We start from the raw sequence: 25024 nt of genomic DNA on the forward strand, positions 1-25024 counted from the left end.
GCCGCCCCGACGGGCACGGCCCGGCCACGCGGCCCGGCCCCGTCCCGCGCCCGCCGCCCGGTGCTCCGGCGCCGCGCGGTAGCGTCACCCGTATGCGGATCATCCTCGTCACCGGAGCCGGCGGCGCCGGGCGCACCACGGTCGCCGTCGCGACCGCCCTCGCCGAGGCCCACGCGGGGCGGCGGGTGCTGCTCGTCCCCGGCGACGCGGACCCCGCGCGGCCCGGACCGGTCGCCGACGTCGCCGACACCGCCGGTGCCGCGGGGCCCGGGACGCTCACCGTGCTGCGGCCCGACCCGGCGGGGGACTTCCGGCGGGAGTTCCTCGCCCTCCAGGCCCGCTCCTCGACCGCGCTCGACCTCCTCGGGGCCTCGCCCTTCGAGGACGCGGAGCTCACCGAACTGCCCGGCAGCCGCCAGTTCGCCCTGCTCAGGGCGGTGCGCGAGGCCGCCGCCGGGGACCACGACGTCGCCGTCGTCGACCTGCCGCCGCTGCGCGAGGCCCTGACCGTCCTCGCCCTCCCCGAACAGCTCCGCCGCTACCTGCGCCGGCTGCTGCCGCCCGAGCGGCAGGCCGCCCGCGCCCTGCGCCCGATGCTCGCCCAGCTCGCCGGCGTCCCCATGCCCGCCCGGTGGCTGTACGAGACCACCGCCCGCTGGGAGCGGGAACTCGCCGCCGTCCAGGCCGTCGTCGAGGCCCCCGGGACCACCGTCCGGCTCGTCCTCGAACCCGGCCCGGCCGCCGCCGCCACCCTCCGCGAAGCCCGCCTCGGCCTCGCCCTCCAGGGCCTCGCCCTCGACGCCGTGATCGCCAACCGGCTCCTGCCCGCCGCCTCCGAGGACCCCTGGCTCGCCGCCCTCACCGCCGAGCAGCACCGGCACCTGGCGGCCCTCCGCGCCGACGCCGGGGACGTCCTCCACGAGCTGCCGCACCTCGGCCGCGACCCGCGCGGTCCCGAGGACCTCGCCCTGCTCGCCGCCGTCCGGCCCGGCCTGCCGCCCGCCCCCGCGCCCGCACCGGCCGTCGAGGACCGGCGCGCCCAGGACGGCGTGCTCGTCTGGCACCTGCCGCTGCCCGGCGCCGTCAAGCAGGACCTCTCCCTCGTCCGCCGGGGCGACGAGCTCCTCCTCGGCGCCGGCCCCTTCCGCCGCACCCTTCCCCTCCCTCCCGCCCTGCGCCGCTGCACCGTCACCGGCGCCGGACTCGTCGACGGCGACCTCGCCATCCGCTTCGCCCCCGACCCCGGACTGTGGCCCGAGCCCTCCTGACCCCCGCCCCCGGGCGTGTACCGTCGAAGGAAGGGAAGCGACGGAGGAGTACGCCATGAGCAGCGATCCGGACGCCTGGGCCGACGCGTGTGCCGAGGACCTGGAGGCGGAGAAGGCCCGCCGCCGCGCGCGGCACGGGGAGGAACCCGGCTCGCCCGCCGAGGAGTTCCGCAGGCTCTTCGAGGCCGTCGCCGAGAAGCTCACCGGCGGACTCGGCGCCGCGGCCCCGCTGTTCGGCGGGCAGAACGCCGCCGGAGCCGCCGCCCAGGCCGCCGAGACCGTCAAGGGCCTCGTCAACCAGGCGAAGGCCGCCGTCGAGCCCGTCATCGAGCGCAACCCGCAGGTCTTCGACCACCTCGCCGCCGCCGGCAGCGAACTCCTCGCCGCCTACCGCTCGGCCGTCGAGGGCCACGAGACCCGCTGGACCCGGGGCCCCGACCTCTCCGAGGACGACCCCCGGCGCGCCGCCGACACCCCCCGCGAGCCCTCCCCGGAGGAGCGCCGCGACGGCGAGGACGGCCCCACCACCGGCCGTCCGATCGACCTGGACTGATCAGTACGGCGCCTCCCCTCGGGTACGGTGGGCCCTAGCGGGGCTCGACCGAAAACTGAGGGATTCATGGGACTCACCATCGGCGTCGACATCGGCGGCACGAAGATCGCGGCCGGCGTGGTCGACGAGGAGGGCAACATCCTCGACACGCACACGGTGCCCACCCCGCCGACCCCCGAAGGCATCGTCGACGCCATCTGCGCGGCCGTCTCCGAGGCTGGCAAGGGACACCGGATCGAGGCCGTCGGCATCGGCGCCGCCGGATACGTCGACGACAAGCGGGCCACGGTCCTCTTCGCGCCGAACATCGACTGGCGGCACGAGCCGCTGAAGGACAAGGTCGAGCAGCGCGTCGGCCTGCCCGTCGTCGTCGAGAACGACGCCAACGCGGCCGCCTGGGGCGAGTACCGCTTCGGTGCCGGCCAGGGCCACGAGGACGTCATCTGCATCACCCTCGGCACCGGCCTCGGCGGCGGCATCATCATCGGCAACAAGCTGCGCCGCGGACGCTTCGGCGTCGCCGCCGAGTTCGGCCACATCCGGGTCGTCCCCGACGGCCTGCTGTGCGGCTGCGGCAGCCAGGGCTGCTGGGAGCAGTACGCCTCCGGCCGCGCCCTCGTCCGGTACGCCCGGCAGCGCGCCAACGCCACCCCGGAGCGGGCCGAGATCCTGCTCGGCCTGGGCGACGGCTCCCCGGACGGCATCCAGGGCAAGCACGTCAGCGAGGCCGCCCGCGCGGGCGACCCGGTCGCCGTGGACTCCTTCCGCGAGCTGGCCCGCTGGGCCGGCGCGGGCCTCGCCGACCTGGCGTCGCTCTTCGACCCGTCGGCGTTCATCGTCGGCGGCGGCGTCTCGGACGAGGGCGACCTCGTCCTGGACCCGATCCGGAAGTCCTTCCGGCGGTGGCTGATCGGCGGCCAGTGGCGACCGCACGCCCAGGTGCTCGCCGCCCAGCTCGGGAACAAGGCCGGTCTCGTCGGCGCCGCGGACCTGGCCCGCCAGGGCTGATCCCCGCGTCCCGTCCGGCCGATGCCCGCCGCGCCCCCTGGGGCGGGGCGGGCATCCGCCTTATCGTGGGCCCATGGCCCTCGACGCGACGGGCGCGCTGCCCGCCTCCCGTACCGAGCCGGACGGCTCCGCCGTGGTCCGGATCCTCAGCTACAACATCCGCTCGATGCGCGACGACGAGGACGCCCTCGCCCGGGTGATCCGGGCCTGCGCCCCCGACGTCGTCCTCGTCCAGGAGGCCCCGCGCTTCTTCCGCTGGCGCAAGCACGCCGCCCGGCTGGCCGCCAAGAGCGAACTGGTCATGCTCTCCGGCGGGGCGACCGCCGCGGGCCCGATGCTGCTCTGCTCGCTGCGCGCCACCGTCGAGCGGACCGAGGACGTGCTCCTGCCGCTCACCCCCGGACTGCACCGGCGCGGCCTCGCCACCGCCGTCGTCCGCTTCGGAGCCGTACGGCTGGGTCTCGTCAGCTGCCACCTGGGCCTGCGCGAGGACGAGCGGTACGCCCAGGCCGGGCTGGTCCTCGACCGGGTCGCCGCGCTGGGCACCCCGTACACGATCGTCGCCGGCGACCTCAACGAGCGCCCCGGCGGCCCCGCCTTCACCCGGCTCACGGCGACCCTCCGCGACGGCTGGGACGCGGCCCCCCGCGGGACCGCGCACACCCACCCCGCGGACCGTCCGCACCAGCGCATCGACGCGATCCTGGCCACGGACGGCGTCGACTTCCTCGGCTGCGGCGTCCCGCCCCACCTCGACCCGACCGACCTGACCGCCGCCACGGATCACCTGCCGGTGCTGGCGGCGGTCAGGCTGCGGGCGGCGGTCTGACGATCCGCCCGGCCCTCGGCCGGCGGGCGGAGTCCGCCGCAGCCGGTCGAAGCCCGGGAGGCGCTCCCGGCGGCGAGTGGTGCGAGAGCGGCGTCGGGAGGTACTGCCCACCTGCCGGTGCCGGTGCCGGTGCCGGCGGCGGTCAGGCCGCGGGCGGCGGTCCGATGCGGGTCACACCGTCGCGCCGCGGCCCGGGGCGGGTCACACCACCGCGCCGCGGCCCGGGTCGTCGTAGCCGTCGCCGTCCTCGTCGTCGCCCTTCATGCGGGCCACCAGGGTGACGAAGCCGCCGAGGAAGCCGCCGATGCACAGGGTGGTGAGCCACCAGGTCATGTCCCACCGGAGCAGGACCGCGAGGAGCATCAGGACCGGGCCGCCGACCACCGCGAGCCAGGCGAACTTGGTGGTGGTGTCCGCCTCCGGGAGCGGCGGCGGCTCGGGCGGCACGAAGTGCCCCTCGTCCGCGCCGCCGGGGCCCTCCTCGGGCTCGGACAGGCTGTAGTCGCGCGGACCGCCGCTCGGCCGCACGCCGGGCGCGAAGGTGATCGAGCTGCCGAGGGCCGGCCGGGCGTCACCGGGGCCGTCGTCGTCACCCGCCTCGGGTTCCGGTTCGGCCGGGGCCGGCTCCCGCTTCGTCTTGTCCGGCTTCGGCACGTCGGCGCCCGAGGCGGCCCGGGCCTCGCGGGCCTCCAGCTCCTCCGGCTCGGGCAGCCGCAGGTTCTCGATCGGCCGGTACGGCCGTGCCCCCGGCGGGTCCACGGGCTCCTCGCCGTACCCCGCGACGATCGCGGCCCACGCCGCCTCCTCGTCGATGGGCTGCGGCTCCCGCTCGCCGCCGTCCTGCTGGTCAGCCACCGCTCCTGCTCCCCTTCCCGCCCACGACTCCCGGGGCGAGGCGCTCGACGAACGCCAGACTCTCCTCGAAGATCCTCTCCGCGTCATGGTCCAACGTCGCGACGTGGTAGCTCTGTTCCAGCAGGACCTCCCGGACGTCCGTGGAGGAGACCCGGCTGAGCACCCGGGCCGAGTCGGCCGGCGGCACCACGTGGTCGTTCGGGCTGTGCAGCAGCAGGAGGGGCTGGGTGACCTGCGGCAGCTCGGCGTCCACCAGCCGGAAGAACCGCCGCAGCGAGTGCGCCGCGTGCAGCGGGACGCGGTCGTACCCGACCTCGGTGGCGCCCTCCTTCGCGATGTCGTTGGCGACGCCCTTCGTCGTGGGGACGAGGTGCCGCACGACGGGCAGGGCGTGCGCGGCCAGGCCGTGCACCTTGTTGCCCGGGTTGACCAGCACGATGCCGCGGACCGCGTCGCCGTGCTTCGCGGCCAGCCGGAGGGTCAGCGCCCCGCCCATGGAGAGGCCGAAGACGAAGACCGTGGAGCAGCGGGCGGTCAGCTCGCGCAGCGCCCGGTCCACCTCCGCGTACCAGTCGTGCCAGGTGGTGAGCTGCATGTCCTGCCAGCGCGTGCCGTGCCCGGGCAGCAGGGGCACCGACACGGTCAGGCCGCGGTCCGCGAGGTACTCGCCCCACGGGCGCATCGACTGCGGGGAACCGGTGAATCCGTGACAGAGAAGGACGCCGACCTCTCCGCCGTCATGGCGGTACGGCTCGGCTCCGGGAAGGACCGGCACCGGGGTCTCCTGTTCGGTCTGCGGCTCCGGCGCGTCGGGGCGCAGGAACCGTGCGGCGACGGGGGGAAGGACCTTCACGGTACGCGACCGGACCGACACCGACCAGGGCCGCAGCGGGGGCGGCACGTCACCACGGGATAAAGTCGGGGCGACGGCACACGGAAGGCATGGCGAGTTGATCTACGGCGCAATGAAGTTCTCCATCGGCGGGTCCCTGAAGCTCGCCTTCCGGCCCTGGGTGGAGGGCCTGGAGAACGTGCCCGCCGAAGGGCCCGCGATCCTGGCCAGCAACCACCTGTCCTTCTCGGACTCCTTCTTCCTGCCCGCGGTCCTCGACCGCAAGGTCACCTTCATCGCCAAGGCGGAGTACTTCACCACGCCCGGTGTGAAGGGCCGTCTGACCGCCGCCTTCTTCAAGGGCGTCGGGCAGCTCCCGGTGGACCGCTCGGGCGCCCGCGGCGCCGGCGAGGCGGCGATCAAGGCCGGCATCGAGGTCATCGAGGGCGGCGGCCTCTTCGGCATCTACCCCGAGGGCACCCGCTCGCCCGACGGCCGGCTCTACCGCGGCAAGCCCGGCGGGCTCGCCCGGGTCGCGCTGGCCACCGGCGCCCCGGTGATCCCCGTCGCCATGATCGACACCGAGAAGATCCAGCCGCCCGGCAAGGTCCTCCCGAAGCTGATGCGCCCCGGGATCAAGATCGGCAAGCCGCTGGACTTCTCCCGCTACCAGGGCATGGACGGCGACCGCTTCATCCTCCGCTCGGTGACCGACGAGGTCATGTACGAGATCATGAAGCTGTCCGGCCAGGAGTACGTGGACATCTACGCGACCGCCGCCAAGCGGCAGCTCGCGGAGGCCGAGAAGGCCGCCAAGGAGGCCGTGAAGGCGGAGATCGCCGCACGGGAAGAGTCCGGCGCCTGACGTTCCCGTCGAGGGGGCGCCGGTGGGGGTGGGGGAGATGGCCAAGCGCGAGCGTGTCGTGCGCATGTCGGTCGAGCAGCCGCTGTGGCGGGCGCTGACCGGGTACCGCGTCCTGACGATGGTCTACGCGGTGCTGATCTTCGCCACCGGCCGGGACCGTTACGAACGGCCCTGGATCGCCGTCGCCTACCTGGCGGTGCTCTGCGTCTGGACCCTCGCCACCCTGCCCAAGGTGGCGAACGCGGCCAGCTGCACCAAGCGCTTCCTCGTCGCCGACCTGGCCCTCGCCCTCACCGGCATCCTCCTCACCCCGCTGGCCGACGCCCACGCCCAGTCCGTCGACGGCCCCACGCTGCCGACGATATGGACCGCCGGCTCGGTCCTCGCCTACGCCATCAAGGGCGGCTGGCGGTGGGCCGGCTTCGCCTCCTCCCTCGTCGCCGTCGCCAACATCATCGAGCGGGGCCACCCCACCCGGGACACCGTCCACAACGTGCTCCTCGTCTGGGTCGCCTCCATCGCCATCGGCTACGTCGTCGAGGTCGCCCGCGCCTCCGAGCGCACCCTCGCCCGCGCCCTGGAGATCGAGGCCGCCACCCGGGAGCGCGAGCGCCTCGCCCGCGACATCCACGACAGCGTCCTCCAGGTCCTCGCCATGGTGCAGCGGCGCGGCACCGCCCTCGGCGGCGAGGCCGCCGAGCTGGGCCGGATGGCCGGCGAGCAGGAGGTCGCCCTGCGGACCCTGGTGGCCGGCGGACTGACCCGTACCAGCCACGTCTCCGAGGACGAGTCCGAGGGCGCGGTCGTCCGGGTCGTCGAGGTCGACGACGAGCCCGCCGACGACACCCCCGTCGACCTGCGCACGCTGCTCGCCCCGCGGGCCGGCGCCCGCGTCACCCTCTCCGACCCCGGGGTGCCCGTGCCGCTGCCCTCCGTGGCCGCCCGCGAGCTGGCCGCCGCCGTCGGCGCCGCCCTGGACAACGTGCGGGTGCACGCGGGTTCGGACGCGCGCGCCTGGATCCTCGTCGAGGACTGGGACGACGAGGTCATCGTCACCGTCCGGGACGACGGGCCCGGCATCCCGGAGGGCCGGCTCGCCGAGGCGGAGGGCGAGGGGCGGATGGGCGTCGCGCTCTCCATCCGGGGGCGCCTGCGCGACCTGGGCGGCACGGCCGAGCTGATCTCGGTCCCCGGCCAGGGCACCGAAGTCGAACTGAAGGTCCCGCGACCCGCGCGGGGCGCACGGGGGAAGGCAGGAGAGAAGTGAACGAGGCGCAGACCCAGACGGGTCCCGACCGGTCGATCAAGGTGATGGTCGTCGACGACCACCCCATGTGGCGGGACGCCGTCGCCCGCGACCTGGCCGAGGCGGGCTTCACCGTCGTCGCCACCGCGGGCGACGGCGAGCAGGCCGTCCGCCGGGCCCCGGCCGCCGCCCCCGACGTCCTCGTCCTGGACCTGAACCTGCCGGCCAAGCCGGGCGTCCAGGTCTGCAAGGAGCTGGTCGGGACGCTGCCCGGGCTGCGGGTCCTGGTCCTCTCGGCGAGCGGCGAGCACGCCGACGTCCTGGAGGCCGTGAAGTCCGGCGCCACCGGCTACCTGCTGAAGTCGGCCAGCACCGAGGAGCTGACCGACGCGGTCCGCCGCACCGCCGCCGGCGACCCCGTCTTCACCCCCGGCCTCGCCGGCCTGGTCCTCGGCGAGTACCGCCGCCTCGCCTCCGAACCCGCCCCGGCGGCCGGCGCGGGCGAGCCCGAGGCGCCGCGCCTCACCGACCGCGAGACCGAGGTGCTGCGGCTGGTCGCCAAGGGCCTCAGCTACAAGCAGATCGCCGAGCGGCTGGTCATCTCGCACCGCACCGTGCAGAACCACGTCCAGAACACCCTGGGCAAGCTCCAGCTGCACAACCGCGTCGAGCTGGTCCGGTACGCGATCGAACGCGGCCTCGACGAGGGCTGACCGGCCGGGCGCCGGGCGGGACGGGGGACAGGGCCGTATATTCGGGCGCGTATGCGGCTTTTCGGCGAGAGGACTGTCGTGGAGATCCTGGCATTCGGCGTGCAGGCGGACGAGAAGCCGATGATCGAGAAGGCGTTCGAGGGTCACCACGACGTCCGCTGCCTCGACGTCTTCCTCACCGAGGACACCGCCCCCATCGCGGCCGGCTACGAGATCATCTCCACCAGCGTCAACGCCATCCTCGACCACCGGGTCCTGCAGACCCTGGCGGCCGGCGGCACCCAGATGATCGCCCAGCGCTCCACCGGCTTCAACAACATCGACCTGGAGGTCGCCGAGCGCCTCGGCCTCACCGTCGCCCGGGTCTCGTACTACTCGCCGTACTCGGTCGCCGAGTTCGCCTGGACCCTCGCGATGGCCGTCAACCGGCGGATCGTCCGCGCCTCCAACCGCACCCGCGACTTCGACTTCCGCCTCGACGGCCTGATGGGCCGTGACATGCGGGGCCGCACCGCCGGCGTCCTCGGCACCGGCAAGATCGGCGAGGCGTTCGCCCGGATCGCCCACGGCTTCGGCATGCGGCTCCTCGGCTGGGACGTCGCCGAGAACCCCGCCTGCGTCGAACTGGGCATGGAGTACGTCGACAAGGACCGGCTCCTCGCCGAGGCCGACCTCGTCAGCCTCCACGTGCCGCTGCTCCCCGCCACCCAGCACATCATCGACGCCGCCGCCCTCAAGGCCATGAAGGACGACGCGATCCTGGTCAACTCCAGCCGCGGCGGACTCGTCGACACCGACGCCCTCGTCACCGAGCTCCGCTCCGGCCGCTTCGCCGGCGTCGGCCTCGACGTCTACGAGGCGGAGGCGGGCCTCTTCTTCCTCGACAAGTCCCTCGCCGGCGTCGAGGACGACACCCTGGCCCGCCTGGTGACCTTCCCGAACGTCGTCGTGACCAGCCACCAGGCGTACTACACCGTCGACGCGGTCGGCCAGATCATCGACACCACGGTCCAGAACGTCCTCGACTACACCCAAGGCAGGCGCGGCGAGAACGTCCTGGTCCCCAGGGCCGCCTCCTAGACCAGCACCCCGGCGAGGAGCCCGGCCGTGAGCGAGGCGCCCTCCAGGGTCAGCACCGACTCCGGGTGGAACTGGACGCCCGCGAAGCCCGGGCCGCGCAGCGCGTGCACCTCGCCCGACTCCGCGTCCCGGCTCACCTCGATCCGGTGCAGCGCCAGCTCCGTCGCCTCCCGCTCGTCGCAGCGGGCCGTGAAGCTGTTGTAGAAGCCGACCGTCCGCTCCTGGCCGAACAGGTCGATCCGCACCTGCGCGCCCTGGAACGGGACGCGCTTGCGCACGATGTCCAGGCCCAGCTCGGCCGCGATCAGCTCGTGCCCGAGGCACACCCCGAGCAGCCCGTGCCGGTGCCCGCGCAGCAGCTCCGCGGCGAGCCCGCGCAGGAACCGCATCTTCGGGTCCGCCGCGTCCGACGGGTCGCCCGGGCCGGGCCCCAGCACCACCGGACCCTCGTGGGCGAGTGCCAACTCCCGCAGCCCGGGCTCGTCGTAGCGCAGCACCGACACCTCCAGGCCCGAGGAGCGCAGCAGGTGCGCCAGCATGGCCGTGAAGGTGTCCTCGGCGTCGATCACCAGCGCGTGGCCCGTCAGCTCCGCCGACCGGGTCTGCATCCGCAGCCAGAACGGCGCCAGGTCCGCCCGCCGGGCGTCCAGCGCGGCCCGCACCCGCGGATCGTCCGCGAGCCGCGGCCGGCCGGCGGCGTCCTCCGCCGGGCGCCCCTCCCGCACCCCGAGCGCCCCCAGCACCCCCGCCGCCTTCGCGTGGGTCTCCGCGACCTCGCCCGCCGGGTCCGAGTGCCGCACCAGCGTCGCGCCCACCGGCACCCGCAGCCGACCGTCGGGCGCGATGTCGGCGGTCCGGATGAGGATCGGGGAGTCCAGCGTCTGCGTCCCGTGCGCGTCCGTGCCGAGCAGGGCCAGCGCGCCCGCGTAGTAGCCGCGCCCGCCCGCCTCGTGGCGCTCGATCACCCGGCAGGCGTTCTGCACCGGCGAGCCGGTCACGGTCGCCGCGAACATCGTCTCCCGCAGCACCTCCCGCACGTCCAGCGAGGACCGGCCGCGCAACTCGTACTCGGTGTGCGCGAGATGGGCCATCTCCTTGAGCCGGGGGCCGATCACCACGCCGCCCATGTCCCCGACCGTGCACATCATCTTCAGCTCCTCGTCCACCACCATGGAGAGCTCCTCGGTCTCCTTGCGGTCGGCGAGGAAGCCGAGCAGCCCCTCGGCGGTCGGCGCCTCCCCCTCCGGGTAGCGGTACGTGCCGCTGATCGGGTTCATCACCACGGTCCCGCCCGCCATCCGCACGTGCACCTCGGGGCTGGCCCCGACGAGCGTCCGCTCCCCGGTGTGCACGACGAAGGTCCAGTACGCCCCCCGCTCGCCCGCGAGCAGCCGCCGGAAGAGGGCCAGCGCGTCGGCCCGCCCGAAGCCGGGGATCTCGCCGGTGTACGTCCGCCGGATGACGAAGTTCGCTCCCTCGCCGCCGCCGATCTCCTCCTCGATCACCCGCCGCACGGTGGCCGCGTACTCCTCGTCGGAGACGTCGAACCGTCCGCCGGTCACCGTGACGGGGTGCGCGGGCAGCGCGTCCAGCACCTCGTCCAGCGGCAGCTCGTACGTCTCGTCGGCGACCAGCACCGACAGCGGCGTCCCGTCGTCCCGCACGTCGAAGCCGCGCTCCCGGATCTGCCGGAACGGCACCAGCGCCAGCGCCGGCCGCTCGCCCACCGGCAGCTGGGCCAGCCGCTCCACCTCGTGGACGGCGCCGGTCAGCACCTCGACGGTGTCGTGGTCACGGCCGGGCGTGCGGCGGCGCAGCAGGGCGAACGGCGGGGCGGAGTCGTCGAGGAGACGGGAGAGGTCGAAGTCCATGGCAGTGGGTTCCTTCCGGTCGGAGTGCGGAGAGGAACGGCCTCGCGGGTACGAGAAAGGCCGCCCCTCGGGCGGCCTTCGCGTGGTCTTCGGATACGCGCAGTCAGTGGGCCGCCGGAGGGACGGTCCACCACCAGTTCTGGGTCGGCAGCGCGTACATGCGAGCACTGTAACCCAGCGGGACGCGCGAACGGGGCCCGTCCCACACCGTGGAGGGTGCGGAACGGGCCCCGTTCGAGGAGCGTGACCCGGTCAGACGATCAGGTTGTACGCCTGCCAGCCGCCACCGACCTGCGCCTTGGGGGCGTAGGGGTTGGGGTAGCCGCCGGTGTTCTTGTAGAACCACAGGACGCCGGAGGCGTCGCGGGCGATCAGGTCCGCCTTGCCGTCCTTGTCCAGGTCACCGGTGCCGACCATCGTGTTGTAGGCCTGCCAGCCGCCGCCGACCTGGGCGCGGGTCGCGTACGGGTTGGGGGAGCCGCCGGTGTTCTTGTACAGCCACAGGACGCCGGTCTTGTCGCGCGCGATCAGCTCGGGCCTGCCGTCACCGGTCATGTCGCCGGTGCTGATCAGCTCGTTGTAGGTCTGCCAGCCGCCGCCGACCTTGACGCGGGTCGCGAACGGGTTGGGGGAGGCGCCGGTGTTCTTGTACAGCCACAGGACGCCGGTCTTGTCGCGCGCGATCAGGTCGGTCCTGCCGTCGGCGTTCATGTCGCCCACACCGAGCAGCTTGTCGTAGACCTGCCACCCGCCGCCGACCCGCTGGCGCGCCTTGAACGGCGTGTTCGGGTTGCCGGACCCCTTGTAGTACCAGAGGACGCCGTCCTTGTCCCGCGCCACCGCGTCGCCGGTCCCGTCGGCCCGCAGGAACGACATCGGCGTGAGGATGTCGTACCCCTGCCAGCCGGCGCCGACCCGGTACTTGGCCAGGAACGGGGCGGCCGGGTTGCCGGAGCCCTGGTACTGCCACAGGACGCCGGCGGAGTCACGGGCGAGGATGTTGTTGCGGTTGGTGGCGTCCACCGCGGGGGCCGCCGGGGCCTCGACGACGTCCGAGGCCTTCACCCACGCCATGCGGTGGTTGTAGCGGATCGGGATGTACGTGTCGGTGCCGACGACGTTCGTCTGGGCGGAGCCGAAGTAGTCGTCGCCCTTGACCGCCGGGCCCGCCTTCACGTACGCGCCGCCGGTGCCGAAGGCGTACTTCGACAGGTAGTCCGGGTTGTCGGTGGGGGCGTCGACGCCGCCGGTGCCGGGGTAGGCGGCCTTCTCCGGGAAGGCGCGACCGTAGATCAGCGGGGTCTTGCCGGGGGCGGCCTTGAGGACCCGCTGCGTGGTGTCCTTGACCACGGACGTGTACTGGCCGCCCGGGTTCTGGAACCACGCCTTCTGGCCGCCGTACCAGATCTGCGTCCAGTTGTTCTGGACGCCCGTCACGACGTAGGTGCCGCCCGCGCGGACCTTGTTGCCCCAGTTCGGGCCGTCGCTCCACAGGACGTTGGGGATGTACGCGTCCTTGATCGGCGTCGTCGTGGACGGCGTCGTGTACAGGTAGCCGAAGTTGGCCGGCTGGGCGGCGACGGTGCCGCCGCCGTAGGTGATCTTCGGCTGGTTCGCCGAGGTGAACGGCGGGACGACCCGGACCAGCTGGCCGGGCTGGAGCAGTCCGCCCGCGCCGCCGGCGCCGGTCGGGGCGCCGAGGAGGGACATGTAGTGGTTCCAGTCCCAGAACGGACCGGCGTCCCAGTGCATGCCCGCGACCTTGGCGTCGACGTGGCCGGCGACCTCGTCGTGGCCGATGACGTGCTCGCGGTCCAGCGGGATGCCGTACTGGGCCGCGAGGTACTTCACGAGCTTGGCGGAGGACTCGTACTGGGGCTCGGTGTACCACTGGCCCGCCTTGATGGCGTAGCCCTCGTGCTCCACGCCGATGGCGTGCATGTTGTCGGTCCAGTTGCCCGCGTGCCAGGCGATGTTCTTGTTCTGGACCATCTGGGTGACCAGACCGTCGCTCGCGCGGATCAGGTAGTGGGCGCTGCCCTTGGCCGTCGCGCTCTGGAAGGCGGCGATGGTGCCCTCGTAGCTGCCCTCGGTGTCGTGGATCACGATCCGGCTGATGTCCAGCTGGGTGCCCTTGGCCCGCTCGGCGAGCGTGTAGTTCCGCTGGCCGGTGCTCGGGACCTCGGCCGGGCGGTAGTCGCAGACCAGACCGGTCGGGGGGCACTCGGGCGTCGGGTTCGCCGTGGTGCTCGCGAAGGTCGCGGCCAGCGGCACGTTCGACGGCTTGTCGGGCTCCACCGCGGGCTCGGCCGGCAGGGTGACCGGCTGGCCCTCGGTGGTGACGGCCTGCTCGCCCGTCTTGATCGACTCGAAGACGCGCTCCGCGAAGAGGTCGGCGCCCTTCTTGTCGGGGGACTGGCTGTAGCGGGCCACGGCCGGGTACCAGTCGGACGGGTCCCCGGACAGCTCGGCGCCGGCCTGCTTCTGGTACTCGGCGAGCAGCGCGGCACCGGCGCGGACGGACGCGGCGGTGTCGTTCTTCACGGTTTCGGCGTCGCTGCCGATCAGCTTCGCGGCCTTGTCCAGGGTGTGCAGCCGGGGGTCGTCGGTGTCGACGCTCTCCTTCGACAGCGCGGCCAGCGCCTTGGCCTTGTCGAAGGTCTTCTCGATCTCGGCCTTGCCGCTCGCGTTGAGGTGCGCGAGGCGCTCCTCGTCGGTGGGCTGCTCGATGTCCTCGGCGTCGACGTCCGTCAGGCCCATCACGTTGTACGCGCCGGTCGTGCTCGGCTGCCCGTCGTGCGACTCCCACCGCGTCTGGCGGTACGACACCGCCATCAGCACGCTCTGCGGCACGTCGAACTCCGTCGCCGCCGCGGCGAACTGCTCCTGGAGCGTGGCGTCGCCGCCGGGCTTCGCGTCGCCGGTCGTGCCGAGGAGGCTCGGCGAGGCGACCGCGAGGGTGCCGATCGTGGCGGTGGCGACGACGGCGGCCGCCGCTCCGTACAAGAGTCGTTTCTTTTTGCGATCCCTGCGGTGACTCTGGGTCACGCCCACCCCTGTGTTGTCAGCTATGTATTTGGCGAGCAGGTTTGCTCGTTTGCTAAACGGGCCCGAGGGTAACATCACTCGATGGCGTGAAGATCACGCCCGGACATAACGGATGCGCGTCTCAGTCACTGGGCAGGGGACAGGACAGGACGAAGAACCCCGTAGTGTGGTCCGCGTGACCGTGAACGCTGAATCCCACGCCGTCGCCAAGGCGACCTGGCGAGACCTGCCCGCGGCGCAGCAGCCCGAGTACCCCGATGCCGAGGCTCTGCGCGATGTGATCGCGGACCTCGAGTCGTATCCTCCGCTCGTCTTCGCCGGCGAGTGCGACCAGCTGCGCGCCCGGATGGGAGCCGTCGCCCGTGGCGAGGCGTTCCTGCTCCAGGGCGGCGACTGCGCGGAGGCCTTCGACGCGGTGTCGGCCGACCACATCCGGGCCAAGCTGAAGACCCTGCTCCAGATGAGCGCCGTCCTGACGTACGCGGCGTCCGTGCCCGTCGTCAAGGTGGGCCGCATCGCCGGGCAGTACTCCAAGCCCCGCTCCAAGGGCACCGAGACCCGTGACGGCGTGACGCTCCCCACCTACCGGGGCGACTCCGTCAACGGCTTCGACTTCAACGAGAAGGCCCGCGTCCCGGACCCCGAGCGCCTGAAGCGGATGTACAACGCCTCCGCCTCCACGCTCAACCTGGTCCGCGCCTTCACCACCGGCGGCTACGCCGACCTGCGCCAGGTGCACGCCTGGAACCAGGACTTCGTGAGGTCCTCGCCGTCGGGCCAGCGCTACGAGCAGCTGGCGCGCGAGATCGACAACGCCCTGAACTTCATGAAGGCCTGTGGCACCGACCCGGCCGAGTTCAAGGCGGTGGAGTTCTACGCCTCGCACGAGGCGCTGCTGCTCGACTACGAGGGCGCCCTGACCCGTACGGACTCGCGCACCGGCAAGCTGTACGACACCTCCGGCCACATGGTCTGGATCGGTGAGCGCACCCGTCAGCTGGACCACGCCCACATCGAGTTCGCCGCGCAGATCGCGAACCCGATCGGCATCAAGCTGGGCCCGACGACGACCCCGGAGGAGGCGCTGACGTACATCGAGCGCCTCGACCCGGACCGCGAGCCGGGCCGGCTGACCTTCATCGTCCGCATGGGCGCCGACAAGGTCCGGGACGGGCTCCCGGAGCTGGTCGAGAAGGTCACCGCCTCGGGCGCCACCGTCGCCTGGGTGACCGACCCGATGCACGGCAACACCTTCGAGGCCGCCTCGGGCCACAAGACCCGCCGCTTCGACGACGTGCTCGACGAGGTCAAGGGCTTCTTCGAGGTCCACAAGGAGCTGGGCACCCACCCGGGTGGCATCCACGTCGAGCTCACCGGTGACGACGTCACCGAGTGCGTGGGCGGCGGCGACGAGATCTTCGTCGACGACCTGCACCAGCGCTACGAGACGGCCTGCGACCCGCGCCTCAACCGGAGCCAGTCGCTCGACCTCGCGTTCCTCGTGGCCGAGATGTACCGCGATCAGTAAGTAGAAACCTATGACGATGGGGCGCGGATCCTTGGGATCCGCGCCCCATCGTCATATTGAAGGCTTTTGCGCTCCGGGCCCGCCGGGTAAGGTTAGGTTAGCCTAATCGATCTCGACGGGAGGTGATCCGCGTGTACGTCTGCTCATGCTTCGGTGTCACGGAGAAGCAGGTCAAGGAGCACGCGGAAGCCGGCGCCTCCACGCCCCGCCAGATCGCCTCCGCCTGCAAGGCGGGCACCGACTGCGGTTCGTGTGTACGGCGCATTCAGGCCATTCTCGGGCGGGGGAACTGCCCGCGCCGCGAGCTCCTCGACCAGGGCATGCCGGCCCTCGCCGCCGAGGACGCCGTCGTCGAGCTGCCCGAGGCCGCCTAGCTCGGCTGCTCGATGAGCGTCGAGATGTAGAGCGCCTCGCCCAGCGACTCGATCAGCTCCAGCTGGGTGTCCAGGTAGTCGATGTGGTGCTCCTCGTCCGCGAGGATCTCCTCGAAGAGGTTGGCCGAGGTGACGTCGCCCTTGGCGCGCATGACCTCGATGCCCCGCTTGAGCCGGTCGATCGCCTCGACCTCGACCTGGCGGTCCGCCTGGAACATCTCGGTGATGGTCTGGCCGACGCGCACGTGGAAGAGCCGCTGGTAGTTGGGCAGGCCGTCGAGCATCAGGATGCGCTCGGTCAGCTTGTCCGCGTGCTTCATCTCGTCGATGGACTCTTCGCGGGTGTACTTCGCGAGCTTCGTCCAGCCCTTGTTGTCCTGGATGCGGTAGTGCAGCCAGTACTGGTTGATGGCCGTCAGCTCGCCGGTCAGCTGCTCGTTCAGAAACTCCAGGACCTCGGGGTCGCCCTGCATCGCTCCAGGTTCCTTCCATCACGGGGTGTATCCACCCCGTCACGGGGCAGGATGGCCGCATCCTCGCACTCCAAATGGGGGGCGTCCAGTAAGTGCAGGCTTAGTAGGACTTGCCCGAATGGACGCGTCCGGCCGGGTGGCTGGTCATGACCACCCCTTGCGGTCTGTCACCATGGAGGACATGGGTCAGCCGGAGAGCGGAGTACACCGGGACGTGGGGATGCCGGAGATTTCGCCCGAGCTTCCGCCGGGGCAGCGGCTCCAGCGCGGCTGGCCGGTCACCCATTACGGGCCGGTGCCCAAGTTCAAGCCGGAGCGCTGGGAGTTCCGCGTCTTCGGCGCGACCGCCGACGGCGACAAGCGCTGCTGGAACCACGAGGAGTTCTCGGCCCTGCCGTTCTCCACGGTCGTGGCCGATCTGCACTGCGTGACCAAGTTCAGCATGCTCGGCGCCGAGTGGGGCGGGGTCGCCGCCCGCACGGTCCTGGAACTCGCGCCGCCCGCGCCGCACGTCACGCACGTCATGGTGTGGGCCGAGTACGGCTACAGCGCCAACATGCGGCTCGCCGACTTCGCCGCCGAGGGCACGATCTTCGCCACCCACAAGGACGGTGAGCTGCTCACCGCCGAGCACGGCTTCCCGCTGCGGCTCGTCGTGCCGCACCTGTACGCCTGGAAGGGCCCGAAGTGGGTCCGGGGCGTGGAGTACATGACGGCCGACCGCCGGGGCTTCTGGGAGGAGCGCGGCTACCACAACCTCGGCGACCCGTGGACCGAGCAGCGCTACTCGTACCAGGAGGAACCGGGCGACGGCCCGGAGCTGTAGCCGCCCCGGGCCGTCGCGTACGGCTCCGTCAGTGGTGGTAGCGGTGGACCACCGCGTGGCCCTTGCCCCGCCCGATCATCCACTTGTTCACCGGTGTGGTGACCAGGAAGGCGACGGCGAAGGCGAAGGCGAGCGCACCCCAGAAGAGGGCGTCGTCCAGGTGGGCGTCCATGGCGCCGGGTACGAGCAGCAGCACGCCGTTGTCGACGATCTCCATCACGAGGATCGAGAGCGTGTCGGCGGCGAGCGCGACCCTGACGGCGGACCGGAGGTCCAGGCCGGCGGCGAGCACGCCGCGCAGCGTGAGCGCGTAGCCGAAGAAGAACGCCAGGGCGATCGCGAGGACCATGGTCGGCGCGTTCCCCCAGCCGAGCGCGGTGCCGATGATCATGCCGAGGACCTCGCCGATGGCGCAGCCGGTGAGGCAGTGGAGGGTGGCCTTCGCCGCCGTGCTCCAGGACGCCGTCCCGCCGCCGTGAGCCGCGTGTCCGGCGTGGCCGCCGTGGTGGTCCGCGTGGTTCTCGTGGCCCTCGTGTCCGGTGTGACGGTGGTGCGTCTCGTGCGTCTCGTGTGCTTCGTGCTCCATGAGGGTGCCCCCAACCTCGGGTAGCGGTTCCTGCTCTCCTCGGGAACCGTATACCCCCTCGGGGTACTCATCAATCGGGAATGATCAGAAGTGGATCAGTCCCGGAGCTTCTTGAGCAGCTCGATGTCGGCGACGTGACCTTCCTTGCCGCCCGGCGTCTCGATGATCAGCGGGACGCCGTCGGTGGCGGGGTGGCGCAGGAGCTCCCGGAACGCGTCCTGGCCGATGTGGCCGACGCCGATGTTCGCGTGCCGGTCCTTGTGCGCGCCGACGACGTCCTTCGAGTCGTTGGCGTGGATCAGCCGCAGCCGGCCCTCGCCGACCGTGGCGACCAGCTCGTCCAGGGTCGCCACCGCCCCGCCCGGCGCGGTCAGGTCGTGGCCGGCCGCGAAGATGTGGCAGGTGTCCAGGCAGATCCCCAGCCGGGGGTGGTGGTCGAGCGCGTCGAAGTACGGGCCGAAGTCCTCCGCCTTGGAGCAGAGCGAGGAGCCCTGGCCTGCCGTGGACTCCAGGAGCAGGTACGGGTCGTCCTCGTGGGTCAGCTCGTCGAGCAGCGGCAGCAGGTGCTCCCGCACCTGCGCCAGCGCCTCCGCACGGGGACGGCCGCCGGTCGCCGAGCCGGTGTGGACGACCACGCCCCGCGCGCCGATCTCCCGGCCGCGCCGCAGCGAGTGGCGCAGCGACTCCACCGACTTCTCGACGGTGGCCTCCGTGTGGGAGCCGAAGTTGATCAGATACGGGGCGTGCACCCAGGCCGAGAGCGACGCGGCGGCGCACTCCTCCCGGAAGCGCTCGTCCTGGGCGGGGTTGCCGGTCGGGGTGGCCCAGCCGCGCGGGTTGGCGACGAAGACCTGGACCGTCTCGGCGCCCAGCTCGCGGGCGTAGCCCAGACCGGTCGTGGCGAGACCGCCGGCCACGGGGACGTGGCCGCCGACGGGGTTGCGCATGGCTCTCTCAGATTCCCTTGATCGTGATGGCGACGGTGGAGCCCTCCGGGGCGGTCGTCCCGCCCTCGACGGACTGGCCCGTCACCTTGTCGCCGAGGAAGGGGAAGGACTTCTCGACCTTCACCTCGAAACCGGCCTCCTCCAGGGCCTCGCGGGCCTCGTCGGTCGTCATGCCGAGCACGTCCGGCACCTCGACCGGGCGCGGGCCCTTGGAGACCGTCAGGGTGATCGCGTCGCCCTTCGCGGCCCGGCTGCCCTCGGCGAGGGACTGGGCGGCGACCGCGCCGTCGTCCTCGGAGGAGTGCACCCGCTCCGGCGCGACGGTGACCTTGAGCCCGGCCTCCTGGAGGGTGGCCGTGGCGTCGGCGACGGTCTCGCCGGTCACGTCGGGGACGTCGACCGGCGCGCCCTTGCTGACCACCAGGGCGACGGCCGAGTCCGGGGCGCGCTCGGTGCCCGGCTCCGGGTCGGAGCCGATCACCGCGCCCTGGGCGACGGTCGTGCTGAAGGCGGTGGAGACCACGCCGGGGGCGAGGCCCTGCTCGGTGAGGATCCGCTTCGCCTCGTCGAGCGGCTTGTTCCGCAGGTTGGGCACCTTCACGATCTCCGGGCCCCGGGAGAGGGTGAGGGTGACGGTGGCGTGGCTGCGGACCCGCTCGCCGGGCGCCGGGTCGACGCCCATCACGGTGCCCCGCTCGTACGCGTCGCTGAAGGCGCGCTTCGTCGTGCCCAGCTCCAGGCCGGCGTCGGCCAGCCGCTTGCCGGCCGCCTCCTCGGTCTGGCCCAGGACGGCGGGGACGCGGGTGAACTGGCCGGCGTTGATGTACCAGACGCCGCCGCCGATGCCCAGCGCGAGCAGGACGCCGAGGACGATCAGGAGCGGGCCGCGCGGGGCCGGCCGGCGGCGGGGGCGGTCCGCGCCGGGCGGCGGGGGCGCGGGGGTCGCGAGTCGGCTGGTGTGCTGCACCGCGTGCGGGTCGGTGGCCTCGGGCACCGGGCGGGCGATCACGCCGGTGCGGTCCTCGCCCGGGTCCCGCTCCTCGGCGCGGGCCCGGTGCGCACCGCGTCCAGCTCCGCGTCGGTGAGCGCCGCCCGGGCCGCCCGGGCCAGCGCCAGCAGCGCCACGGCGTCGTGCGGGCGGACCTCGGGGTTGCGGGCGGTCGCGGCGGCGACCAGCTCGTCCAGCTCCAGCGGCAGCCCGGGGACGGCGGCGGACGGGGCCGGCACGTCGGTGTTCAGGTGCTGGTAGAGCACCTGGCCCGGGGTGTCGCCGGAGTGCGGCTTGGCGCCCGTCAGCATCTCGTACAGGACGACGCCGCAGGCGTACACGTCGGCGCGGGTGTCGGCGGTGCCGTGCTCGATCTGCTCGGGGGCGAGGTAGGAGACGGTGCCGAGGACCGCGCCGGTGGTGGCGGTCGCCGAGTTGACCGACCGGACCAGCCCGAAGTCGGCGACCTTGACCCGGCCGTCGTCCCCTATCAGCACGTTCTCCGGCTTCATGTCCCGGTGCACGAACCCGGCCCGGTGCGCGGCGCCGAGCGCGGCCAGCACCGGCTCCAGGATGTCCAGGGCGGCGCGGGGCTGGAGGGCGCCGCGCTCGCGGAGCACGTCGCGCAGGGTGCAGCCGGAGACGTACTCCATCGCCAGGTAGACGTACGCGCCCTCGGCGCCCTGGTCGAAGACGGCGACCACGTTCGGGTGCGCGAGGCGGGCGACGGACTTCGCCTCGCGGATGAACCGCTCGACGAAGACGGCGTCGGCCGCCAGGGACGGGTGCATCACCTTGAGCGCGAGGACGCGGTCGAGGCGGGTGTCGACGGCCCGGTAGACCGTGGCCATCCCGCCGACGGCGATGCGCGCGTCGACGCGGTAGCGGCCGTCGAGCAGCCGCCCGACGAGGGGGTCCTGAAGGGTCGTGTCCACGGCGTCGAGTCTACGAGCCGGTACGGGCACGCCCCGCCCCCCGGCCCCGACCGCAGCACGCTTGTGACGTACCCCGCGCCCCGGGCCGGGGGGCGCGGGTCAGAACGCGGGGCGTTCCGGGTCGAGGCGGGCGCGGCCCTCCACCGGGGAGGACGCCTCCGCGAAGTGGCGGCGCGGGATGCGGCCCGCGCGGTGGGCCAGCCGGCCCGCCTCGACCGCGTGCCGCATCGCCGCGGCCATCAGGACCGGCTCCTGCGCGCGGGTCACCGCCGAGGCGAGCATCACGGCCGCGCATCCCAGCTCCATCGCGAGCGCCGCGTCGGAGGCGGTGCCCGCGCCGGCGTCGAGGATCACCGGGACGCCGGCGCGCTCCACGATCAGCTCGAAGTTGTGCGGGTTGCGGATGCCGAGGCCGGAGCCGATGGGGGAGCCGAGCGGCATGATCGCCGCGCAGCCGACGTCCTCCAGCTTCCGGGCCAGGACCGGGTCGTCGTTGGTGTAGGGGAGGACGGTGAAGCCGTCGTCCACCAGGGCCTCGGCGGCGTCGAGGAGCTCCACCCCGTCCGGCAGGAGGGTCCGCTCGTCCGCGACCACCTCCAGCTTGATCCAGTCGGTGCCCAGCGCCTCCCGGGCGAGCCGGGCCGTGAGGACGGCCTCGCCCGCCGTGTAGCAGCCCGCCGTGTTCGGCAGCACGCGGATGCCGAGCCGGTCCAGGACGGAGAGGACCGAGCCCTGCACGGTCGGGTCGAGGCGGCGCATGGCGACGGTGGTCAGCTCGGTGCCGCTGGCCACCAGGGAGCGTTCCAGCACGTCCAGGCTGGGGGCGCCGCCGGTGCCCATGACGAGCCGGGAGGAGAACTCCGTACCGCCGAGGACGAACGTGTCGTCGGACATCGCGCTCAGCCCCCCTGCACCGCGGTCAGCACCTCGACCCGGTCGCCGTCGGCGAGCAGCGTCGCCGCCCACTCGCCGCGCGGCACCACCGTCTCGTTGACGGCGGCGGCGACCCCGGCGGGGGCGGCGGTGAGCTCGGCGACCAGGGAGGCCAGGGAGACGGGGGCGGCGAGCGCGCGCGGCTCGCCGTTCACGGACACGTTCATGCGGGCTGCTCCTGACGTACGGGCAGAGCGGTGGGGAAACGGCGGGGGGAGAAGGGGCGCGCCTCGTCGGGGAGGGCGCCGGTGGCCAGCACCTCCGCCATGACGTCGCCGGTGACGGGGGTGAGGAGGATCCCGTTGCGGTAGTGGCCGGTGGCCAGGTGGAGGCCGGGCAGGGCGCTCGGGCCGAGCAGCGGGGCGTTGTCGGGGGAGCCGGGGCGCAGTCCGGCCAGGGTCTCGGTGAGCGGCAGCTCGGTGAGGCCCGGGACCAGCTCGTGGGCGTCGCGCAGCAGCTCGTACACCCCGCCCGCGGTCACCGTGGTGTCCCAGCCCAGCTCCTCGCTGGTGGCCCCGACGACCAGCTCGCCGTTCTCGCGCGGCACCAGGTAGACGTGGCTGCCGCGGACCACGGCGCGGACCGTGCGGGAGAGGAAGGGGGCGTACGGGGCGGGCACCCGCAGCCGCAGGACCTGGCCCTTCACCGGGCGGACCGGCGGCAGGACCGCCGGGGGCACGCCCGCCAGCCGGCCGCTGAGGCTGCCGGCCGCGAGGACGGTCTGGTCCGCGGCCAGCTCGGTGCCGTCGCCGAGGACGACGCCGCGCGCCCGGTCGCCGGTCACCACGAGCCGCTCCGCGAGGGCCCGGTGGAGGACCACCCCGGCCCGCTCGCAGGCGACGAGCAGCGCGGCGGCCAGCCGGCGCGGGTCGACCTGGTGGTCGCCGTCCACCCGGAGCCCGCCGCGCACCCCGGGGGCCAGCATGGGTTCGAGGCGGCGGCACTCGCGGCCGGACAGCCAGGTGGAGGCGAGCCCGCAGCGGGTCTGGAGGGCGTGGAGTTCGCGCAGGTGGGCGCGGTCGTCGGCGTCGAGCGCCACGGCGAGGGTGCCGCAGGCGCGGTAGCCGACGTCGAGGCCGGTGGCCTCCTCCAGCTCGGCGACGAAGGCGGGGTAGCGCGCGGCGGAGGCGAGGTTGAGCCCGAGCAGGGTCTCCTCGCCGTAGTGCAGTTCGGTGACCGCGGCGAGCATGCCGGCCGCGACGCGCGCGGCGCCGCCGCCGGGTTCGGGGTCGACGACCGCGACGGTCAGCCCGCGCCGGGCCGCCCGCCAGGCCGTGACCAGGCCGATGACGCCGCCGCCGATGACGAGGACGTCGGAGCTGGTGTCGGTGCTTTCGGAAGAACGCATGGGCGTTCCCGCCCCTCCCTTCGCCGGCATGACCCGGATCAGGTTCGTACGGTCGGAGGCCGGCCAGCCTCCCTCTCAGCCCGGTGCGTCCGGGCTCCCGCGAGTGGTGTGTGCCCGCCACCCTAGCCCCCGGCGGCGGAGCGCCACAGGGGACCTCCCTTCCTGACGGTTCGTCAGATGCGTAAGGTGGACGGGTGAGCGAGCAGAAGCAGACCCAGCGGCACGTCGTGATCGTCGGCGCGGGCATGGCGGGCGTACAGACCGCCGTCGCCCTGCGCGAACAGGGCTTCGAGGGCCCCGTCACCCTCATCGGCGCCGAACCCCACCAGCCCTACGACCGGCCCCCGCTCTCCAAGGCCGTCCTCCTCGGCAAGGCCGAGCACTCCGCCTTCGACGTCGACTTCGAGTCCCTCGGCGTCGACCTCCGCCTCGGCCTCGACGTCACCGGACTGCGCCCCGCCGAACGCGAGCTCGTCACCGAGGAGGGCCGCTTCCCGTACGACGTCCTCGTCGTCGCCACCGGCGCCCACCCGCTCACCCTCCCCGGCAGCGAGGGCGTCCCCGGCGTCCACCTGCTGCGCACCCTGGACGACGCCGTCCGGCTCGGCCCCGTCCTCGCCGCCGGCGGCTCCGTCGTCGTGGTCGGCGCCGGCTGGATCGGCGCCGAGTTCGCCACCGCCGCCCGCGAGGCCGGCTGCGCCGTCACCGTCGTCGAGGCCGCCGCCCTCCCGCTGGCCGGCGCCCTGCCCGCCGAGGTCACCACCGCCATGGCGGGCTGGTACGCCGAGAGCGGCGCGGAACTCCTCACCCACGCGCGCGTGGCCACCGTCCGGCCCGGCGCCGTCGTCCTCGCCGACGGCCGGGAACTGCCCGCCGACGCCGTCGTCGTCGGCATCGGCGCCCGCCCCGCCACCGGCTGGCTCGAAGGCTCCGGCATCGCCCTCGACCCGAGCGGCGCCGTCACCGCCGACGACCGGCTGCGCACCTCCCTGCCCGACGTGTACGCGGTCGGCGACTGCGCCTCCTTCCCCTCGGCCCGCTACGGGGAGCGGCTCCTCGTCCACCACTGGGACAACGCCCTCCAGGGCCCCCGCGCCGTCGCCGCCGGCATCACCGGCATCGAGGGCGCCGCCCCGGAGCCGTACGACCCCGTCCCGTACTTCTGGTCCGAGCAGTTCGGCCGCTTCGTCCAGTACGCGGGCCACCACGCGGGCGCCGACGCGCTGGTCAGGCGCGGCGACCCGGCCGGCGCCTCCTGGTCGGTGCTCTGGCTGCGCGCCGGGGTGCCGGTCGCGCTGCTCGCCGTCGGCCGCCCCCGCGACCTCGCCCAGGGGCGCAAGCTCATCGAGGCCGGCACCCCCCTCGACCCCGAGCGCGCCGCGGACCCGAGCGTCCCGCTGAAGGCGGCGGTCCGGTAGCGCTCCCGCACGGGGGCGCGCGGTAGCACCCCCGTACGGAGGCGGGCGGGGCGGGCCCGACTACCGACTGTCGGTCCTTGATGGCAGGCTTGTCCCGTGACCGAGATTGACGCAAACATCGATGCTCTCGTCCCCGCCTGGCTCTACCTCCCCGACATCGCGGAGATGCTCGACATCGAGGTGACGCGGGTGCGACAGCTGGTGAAGGAGGGCCAGCTGATCGCCGTGCGCCGGGGCGAGAACAACGCCCTCCAGGTGCCCGCCGCCTTCATCCAGGACGACAAGGTCGTCAAGGGCCTCGCCGGCCTCCTGACGGTCCTGCGGGACGACGGCTTCTCCGACGAGGAGATGCTGGAGTGGCTCTTCACCGCGGACCCGACCCTGCCCGGTACCCCCGCGCAGGCCCTCGGCGAGAATCGCGGCACGGAGGTGAAGCGCCGCGCCCAGGCGCTCGCCCTCTGAACCACCGGACCACCACCGCCGGTGCCGCGGCCCCGCGC

24 protein-coding genes, 1 pseudogene and 1 riboswitch are annotated in these 25024 nt (G+C 73.5%); of the genes and pseudogenes, 13 read left to right on the forward strand and 12 right to left on the reverse strand.

The features are described from left to right. Window positions 1–92: 92 nt before the first annotated feature. The 4 genes from IE321_RS12245 (at window position 93) to IE321_RS12260 (ending at window position 3658) form a co-directional block, all read left to right on the forward strand. Window positions 93–1268, forward strand: coding sequence for an ArsA family ATPase (locus tag IE321_RS12245; RefSeq protein WP_190222880.1), 1176 nt, complete (start codon window positions 93–95; stop codon window positions 1266–1268). Window positions 1269–1323: 55 nt separating this feature from the next. Beyond that, window positions 1324–1821, forward strand: a complete 498-nt coding sequence (locus IE321_RS12250) for a DUF5304 domain-containing protein (protein WP_043223026.1) — start codon at window positions 1324–1326, stop codon at window positions 1819–1821. A 66-nt stretch (window positions 1822–1887) separates the two neighbouring features. Next, a complete protein-coding gene (locus IE321_RS12255; protein WP_043223028.1) occupies window positions 1888–2829 on the forward strand; it encodes an ROK family glucokinase in 942 nt (313 codons plus the stop codon). Between the two features lie 73 nt (window positions 2830–2902). After that, window positions 2903–3658 (forward strand): endonuclease/exonuclease/phosphatase family protein, encoded by a 756-nt coding sequence (locus tag IE321_RS12260; RefSeq protein ID WP_043223030.1) that lies wholly within the window; start codon window positions 2903–2905, stop codon window positions 3656–3658. A 201-nt stretch (window positions 3659–3859) separates the two neighbouring features. Here IE321_RS12260 and IE321_RS12265 read toward each other — a convergent pair whose 3' ends face one another. Both IE321_RS12265 and IE321_RS12270 read right to left on the reverse strand, forming a co-directional pair. Continuing rightward, window positions 3860–4513: a hypothetical protein gene (locus IE321_RS12265; RefSeq protein ID WP_190222881.1), complete on the reverse strand. Its 654-nt coding sequence runs from the start codon at window positions 4511–4513 to the stop codon at window positions 3860–3862. Beyond that, window positions 4506–5288 (reverse strand): alpha/beta hydrolase, encoded by a 783-nt coding sequence (locus tag IE321_RS12270; protein ID WP_190222907.1) that lies wholly within the window; start codon window positions 5286–5288, stop codon window positions 4506–4508. Before IE321_RS12270 ends, IE321_RS12265 begins: the two co-directional genes overlap by 8 nt. A 175-nt stretch (window positions 5289–5463) precedes the next feature. On the opposite strand from IE321_RS12270, the gene IE321_RS12275 reads away from it, so the two are divergent. From IE321_RS12275 to IE321_RS12290, 4 genes are all read left to right on the forward strand, one after another. After that, on the forward strand, window positions 5464–6210 hold the full coding sequence (locus IE321_RS12275) for a lysophospholipid acyltransferase family protein (RefSeq protein WP_190222882.1): 747 nt from the start codon (window positions 5464–5466) through the stop codon (window positions 6208–6210). Between the two features lie 37 nt (window positions 6211–6247). Then, window positions 6248–7477 (forward strand): MacS family sensor histidine kinase, encoded by a 1230-nt coding sequence (macS, locus tag IE321_RS12280; RefSeq protein WP_043223036.1) that lies wholly within the window; start codon window positions 6248–6250, stop codon window positions 7475–7477. Between the two features lie 44 nt (window positions 7478–7521). Then, a complete protein-coding gene (locus tag IE321_RS12285; RefSeq protein WP_190222908.1) occupies window positions 7522–8169 on the forward strand; it encodes a response regulator in 648 nt (215 codons plus the stop codon). 78 nt (window positions 8170–8247) lie between these two features. Further along, entirely contained in the window at window positions 8248–9249 is a 1002-nt protein-coding gene (locus IE321_RS12290) for a 2-hydroxyacid dehydrogenase (RefSeq protein WP_043223038.1), read from the forward strand. Here the strand turns inward: IE321_RS12290 and IE321_RS12295 are convergent. The 3 genes from IE321_RS12295 to IE321_RS12305 form a co-directional block, all read right to left on the reverse strand. After that, a complete protein-coding gene (locus tag IE321_RS12295; RefSeq protein WP_190222883.1) occupies window positions 9246–11120 on the reverse strand; it encodes an anthranilate synthase family protein in 1875 nt (624 codons plus the stop codon). The two genes, IE321_RS12290 and IE321_RS12295, sit on opposite strands and share 4 nt — an antisense overlap. 103 nt (window positions 11121–11223) lie before the next feature. After that, window positions 11224–11280, reverse strand: a complete 57-nt coding sequence (locus tag IE321_RS43170) for a trp operon leader peptide (protein ID WP_107049246.1) — start codon at window positions 11278–11280, stop codon at window positions 11224–11226. Window positions 11281–11372: 92 nt separating this feature from the next. Further along, window positions 11373–14168 (reverse strand): N-acetylmuramoyl-L-alanine amidase, encoded by a 2796-nt coding sequence (locus tag IE321_RS12305; protein ID WP_372470224.1) that lies wholly within the window; start codon window positions 14166–14168, stop codon window positions 11373–11375. A gap of 175 nt (window positions 14169–14343) precedes the next feature. Here IE321_RS12305 and IE321_RS12310 point away from each other — a divergent pair, with 175 nt between their 5' ends. Together IE321_RS12310 and IE321_RS12315 are read left to right on the forward strand one after the other, a co-directional pair. Beyond that, window positions 14344–15696, forward strand: coding sequence for a class II 3-deoxy-7-phosphoheptulonate synthase (locus IE321_RS12310; RefSeq protein WP_372470225.1), 1353 nt, complete (start codon window positions 14344–14346; stop codon window positions 15694–15696). Window positions 15697–15818: 122 nt separating this feature from the next. After that, window positions 15819–16070 (forward strand): (2Fe-2S)-binding protein, encoded by a 252-nt coding sequence (locus IE321_RS12315; RefSeq protein ID WP_190222886.1) that lies wholly within the window; start codon window positions 15819–15821, stop codon window positions 16068–16070. Here the strand turns inward: IE321_RS12315 and bfr are convergent. Further along, window positions 16067–16543 carry a bacterioferritin gene (bfr, locus tag IE321_RS12320; RefSeq protein ID WP_043223049.1) on the reverse strand — a complete coding sequence of 159 codons (477 nt, stop codon included), beginning with the start codon at window positions 16541–16543 and terminating at the stop codon, window positions 16067–16069. The genes IE321_RS12315 and bfr overlap by 4 nt on opposite strands. Before the next feature lie 181 nt (window positions 16544–16724). Between bfr and IE321_RS12325 the strand changes: the two genes are divergently transcribed. Beyond that, window positions 16725–17369, forward strand: coding sequence for a sulfite oxidase-like oxidoreductase (locus IE321_RS12325; RefSeq protein ID WP_043223051.1), 645 nt, complete (start codon window positions 16725–16727; stop codon window positions 17367–17369). A gap of 28 nt (window positions 17370–17397) precedes the next feature. Here IE321_RS12325 and IE321_RS12330 read toward each other — a convergent pair whose 3' ends face one another. The 6 genes and pseudogenes from IE321_RS12330 to thiO all read right to left on the reverse strand — a co-directional run bounded on the left by IE321_RS12330 (window position 17398) and on the right by thiO (window position 23106). After that, the gene (locus IE321_RS12330) at window positions 17398–17955 is read right to left on the reverse strand and encodes a DUF4396 domain-containing protein (RefSeq protein WP_190222887.1); all 558 of its coding nucleotides are present in this window, start codon (window positions 17953–17955) and stop codon (window positions 17398–17400) included. 95 nt (window positions 17956–18050) lie between these two features. Continuing rightward, the gene (locus IE321_RS12335) at window positions 18051–18902 is read right to left on the reverse strand and encodes a deoxyribonuclease IV (protein ID WP_190222888.1); all 852 of its coding nucleotides are present in this window, start codon (window positions 18900–18902) and stop codon (window positions 18051–18053) included. Window positions 18903–18909: 7 nt separating this feature from the next. Further along, window positions 18910–20825, reverse strand: a pseudogene (pknB, locus tag IE321_RS12340) (Stk1 family PASTA domain-containing Ser/Thr kinase). Between the two features lie 99 nt (window positions 20826–20924). Continuing rightward, on the reverse strand, window positions 20925–21719 hold the full coding sequence (locus IE321_RS12345; RefSeq protein ID WP_190222889.1) for a thiazole synthase: 795 nt from the start codon (window positions 21717–21719) through the stop codon (window positions 20925–20927). 5 nt (window positions 21720–21724) lie between these two features. After that, window positions 21725–21925 (reverse strand): sulfur carrier protein ThiS, encoded by a 201-nt coding sequence (thiS, locus tag IE321_RS12350; protein WP_043223059.1) that lies wholly within the window; start codon window positions 21923–21925, stop codon window positions 21725–21727. Then, the gene (thiO, locus tag IE321_RS12355; RefSeq protein ID WP_043223061.1) at window positions 21922–23106 is read right to left on the reverse strand and encodes a glycine oxidase ThiO; all 1185 of its coding nucleotides are present in this window, start codon (window positions 23104–23106) and stop codon (window positions 21922–21924) included. Before thiO ends, thiS begins: the two co-directional genes overlap by 4 nt. Then, window positions 23104–23217, reverse strand: a riboswitch (TPP riboswitch). It overlaps the preceding gene by 3 nt. 83 nt (window positions 23218–23300) lie before the next feature. Between thiO and IE321_RS12360 the strand changes: the two genes are divergently transcribed. Together IE321_RS12360 and IE321_RS12365 are read left to right on the forward strand one after the other, a co-directional pair. Then, on the forward strand, window positions 23301–24524 hold the full coding sequence (locus tag IE321_RS12360; protein ID WP_043223063.1) for an NAD(P)/FAD-dependent oxidoreductase: 1224 nt from the start codon (window positions 23301–23303) through the stop codon (window positions 24522–24524). 96 nt (window positions 24525–24620) lie between these two features. Continuing rightward, the gene (locus IE321_RS12365; RefSeq protein WP_190222890.1) at window positions 24621–24986 is read left to right on the forward strand and encodes an Rv2175c family DNA-binding protein; all 366 of its coding nucleotides are present in this window, start codon (window positions 24621–24623) and stop codon (window positions 24984–24986) included. Window positions 24987–25024 lie beyond the last annotated feature (38 nt).

This window comes from Streptomyces hydrogenans, assembly GCF_014656075.1.
Classification (GTDB): Bacteria; Actinomycetota; Actinomycetes; order Streptomycetales; family Streptomycetaceae; genus Streptomyces; species Streptomyces hydrogenans.

Excerpts from the sequence above, each read along its gene's own strand:
- IE321_RS12245 (WP_190222880.1), top strand. The coding sequence starts at position 93 with ATGCGGATCATCCTCGTCACCGGAGCCGGCGGCGCCGGGCGCACCACG.
- IE321_RS12250 (WP_043223026.1), top strand. The coding sequence starts at position 1,324 with ATGAGCAGCGATCCGGACGCCTGGGCCGACGCGTGTGCCGAGGACCTG.
- IE321_RS12255 (WP_043223028.1), top strand. The coding sequence starts at position 1,888 with ATGGGACTCACCATCGGCGTCGACATCGGCGGCACGAAGATCGCGGCC.
- IE321_RS12260 (WP_043223030.1), top strand. The coding sequence starts at position 2,903 with ATGGCCCTCGACGCGACGGGCGCGCTGCCCGCCTCCCGTACCGAGCCG.
- macS (WP_043223036.1), top strand. The coding sequence starts at position 6,248 with ATGGCCAAGCGCGAGCGTGTCGTGCGCATGTCGGTCGAGCAGCCGCTG.
- IE321_RS12285 (WP_190222908.1), top strand. The coding sequence starts at position 7,522 with ATGGTCGTCGACGACCACCCCATGTGGCGGGACGCCGTCGCCCGCGAC.
- IE321_RS12295 (WP_190222883.1), bottom strand. The coding sequence starts at position 11,120 with ATGGACTTCGACCTCTCCCGTCTCCTCGACGACTCCGCCCCGCCGTTC.
- bfr (WP_043223049.1), bottom strand. The coding sequence starts at position 16,543 with ATGCAGGGCGACCCCGAGGTCCTGGAGTTTCTGAACGAGCAGCTGACC.
- IE321_RS12325 (WP_043223051.1), top strand. The coding sequence starts at position 16,725 with ATGGGTCAGCCGGAGAGCGGAGTACACCGGGACGTGGGGATGCCGGAG.
- IE321_RS12330 (WP_190222887.1), bottom strand. The coding sequence starts at position 17,955 with ATGGAGCACGAAGCACACGAGACGCACGAGACGCACCACCGTCACACC.
- IE321_RS12335 (WP_190222888.1), bottom strand. The coding sequence starts at position 18,902 with ATGCGCAACCCCGTCGGCGGCCACGTCCCCGTGGCCGGCGGTCTCGCC.
- IE321_RS12345 (WP_190222889.1), bottom strand. The coding sequence starts at position 21,719 with ATGTCCGACGACACGTTCGTCCTCGGCGGTACGGAGTTCTCCTCCCGG.
- thiS (WP_043223059.1), bottom strand. The coding sequence starts at position 21,925 with ATGAACGTGTCCGTGAACGGCGAGCCGCGCGCGCTCGCCGCCCCCGTC.
- thiO (WP_043223061.1), bottom strand. The coding sequence starts at position 23,106 with ATGCGTTCTTCCGAAAGCACCGACACCAGCTCCGACGTCCTCGTCATC.